Origin of the sequence: Sphingomonas sp. 66-10 (assembly GCF_001897045.1) — a bacterium.
Taxonomy (GTDB): domain Bacteria; phylum Pseudomonadota; class Alphaproteobacteria; order Sphingomonadales; family Sphingomonadaceae; genus Sphingomonas; species Sphingomonas lycopersici.
In genome coordinates, this window is record NZ_MKRR01000051.1 from 242 (window position 1) to 2,304 (window position 2,063).

General features: G+C 65.2%; 3 protein-coding genes. All 3 read left to right on the forward strand.

The window, feature by feature from the left end; all coding sequences use genetic code 11:
* Nucleotides 1–397: 397 nt before the first annotated feature.
* Genes trbB through BGN95_RS05670 form a run of 3 tightly spaced genes read left to right on the forward strand, consistent with a single transcriptional unit; the run spans nucleotide 398 to nucleotide 2,000 of the window.
* Nucleotides 398–1,393: a P-type conjugative transfer ATPase TrbB gene (gene trbB / locus BGN95_RS05660; RefSeq protein WP_286771908.1), complete on the forward strand. Its 996-nt coding sequence runs from the start codon at nucleotides 398–400 to the stop codon at nucleotides 1,391–1,393.
* On the forward strand, nucleotides 1,390–1,722 hold the full coding sequence (locus BGN95_RS05665; RefSeq protein WP_286771909.1) for a TrbC/VirB2 family type IV secretion system protein: 333 nt from the start codon (nucleotides 1,390–1,392) through the stop codon (nucleotides 1,720–1,722). Before trbB ends, BGN95_RS05665 begins: the two co-directional genes overlap by 4 nt.
* Complete coding sequence (locus BGN95_RS05670; RefSeq protein ID WP_286771910.1) at nucleotides 1,722–2,000, forward strand: VirB3 family type IV secretion system protein; 279 nt, start codon at nucleotides 1,722–1,724, stop codon at nucleotides 1,998–2,000. Before BGN95_RS05665 ends, BGN95_RS05670 begins: the two co-directional genes overlap by 1 nt.
* The last annotated feature ends 63 nt before the right edge of the window (nucleotides 2,001–2,063 follow it).

A 2,063-nucleotide genomic window follows, 5' to 3' on the forward strand; every position in this document is an offset into this window, starting at 1 on the left:
CGTGACACCGAGCCGTGCTGCGAGATCGGCTTGGGTGAGTTCCAGCAATCCTAGATATTCGTTGAGTTCAGCGCCGTCCATGTCCGTATATATAGCGGACACCATGTCCTCATTCAAGGGGGCATTTTGCCGTTTTCGAGGGACACGATACATACTCCCCTCGTTGAGATTGAGCGGCTGAAGAGCGCTCACCGCCTAAGGCCGCACAGGCAGCGGCTGGCCGAACGCGGTCGTTCAACTCCTTCGATAACCAGCGGCTTCCCCCGCCGCCGATCTCCTGTATTTGCACGCTACGCTACTACGCCGGTAAATCCTTGTTGAATCGGCCCTAAATCAGGCTCTTTTAATCGACCCCGCAAGGGGAAGGTCTGTCGATCCCCGCTGAACTCGGGGCGACATGAAGGCTTCGCATCACAATTCTGAAGGCTTGGCGCGGGGCGCGCGGATGCTGCGCACTGCGCTCGGCCCGGCGATCGCGCGGTTCCTCGAAGACGCCGCCGTCGTCGAGGTGATGCTGAACCCGGACGGGCGCATCTGGATCGACCGGCTTTCTGAAGGGCTCTCCGACACGGAGGAGCGCCTTTCGCCCGCCGATGGCGAGCGCATCGTGCGCCTGGTTGCGCATCATGTCGGCGCCGAGGTTCATGCCGGCGCGCCGCGCGTCTCGGCTGAATTGCCCGAAACCGGGGAGCGGTTCGAGGGGCTGTTGCCGCCCATCGTCGCGGCGCCTGCTTTTGCGATCCGCAAGCCGGCCGTCGCGGTGTTCACGCTCGACGATTACACCCGCGCCGGAATCATGTCTGCCGCACAGGCCGAGGCGTTGCGGGCAGGCGTTGCCTCCCGCGCCAACATTCTCGTCGCCGGCGGCACCTCGACCGGCAAGACGACGCTCACCAACGCGTTGCTCGCCGAGGTGGCCAAGACCTCCGATCGCGTCGTCATCATTGAGGATACGCGCGAGCTGCAATGCGCCGCGCCCAACCTCGTCGCCATGCGCACCAAAGATGGCGTCGCCTCGCTCTCCGATCTCGTTCGCTCCTCACTGCGCCTGCGCCCCGATCGCATCCCGATCGGCGAGGTGCGCGGGGCCGAGGCGTTGGACCTTCTGAAGGCTTGGGGGACGGGCCATCCCGGCGGCATCGGCACCATCCACGCCGGTTCGGCCATTGGCGCGCTGCGGCGCATGGAACAACTCATTCAAGAAGCCGTCGTCACCGTCCCGCGCGCGCTGATCGCCGAGACGATCGATCTCGTGGCGGTTCTCGTCGGCCGTGGCACCAAGCGTCGCCTTGCAGAACTCGCTCGTGTCGAGGGCCTCGGCCCCGACGGCGACTATCGCGTCATCCCCCTCGATCCCGTTTCCCCTCAGCCCGAAGAAGGAAGTTCCTCATGATGCCTGTCGTGTTTCGTCTACGCCGCCGTCTCGCGACGTCAGTCTCCATTGCCGCCATCAGTCTGACGATGGCCGCGCCAGCACATGCCTCCGGCTCGTCGATGCCGTGGGAGCAGCCGCTGCAACAGATCCTGCAATCGATCGAAGGCCCCGTCGCCAAGATCGTCGCGGTGATCATCATCATCGCCACAGGCCTCACGCTCGCCTTCGGCGACACCTCGGGCGGTTTCCGCCGCCTGATCCAGATCGTGTTCGGTCTCTCCATCGCGTTTGCGGCCAGCTCGTTCTTCCTGTCGTTCTTCTCGTTCAGCGGCGGGGCGCTGGTCTGATGGCGGGCGGCGTCGATCAGGGAGACGTGCCTGGCTACACGGTCCCGCTCCACCGGGCGCTGTCCGAGCCGATCCTGCTTGGCGGCGCTCCGCGCGCCATCGCCATCATGAACGGCACGTTGGCGGGTGCGATCGGCCTGGGGCTTCGCCTCTGGCTGGTCGGCCTTGCCATCTGGGCCATCGGCCATGTCGCCGCCGTCTGGGCGGCCAAGCGCGACCCGCTCTTCGTCGATGTGGTGCGCCGTCATCTGCGCATTCCTGCCCATCTGTCGGTTTGAGCGAGGGCGCAACGATGATGAACCTCGGCGAATATCGCAACCGCAACAGCCGGCTGGCCGATT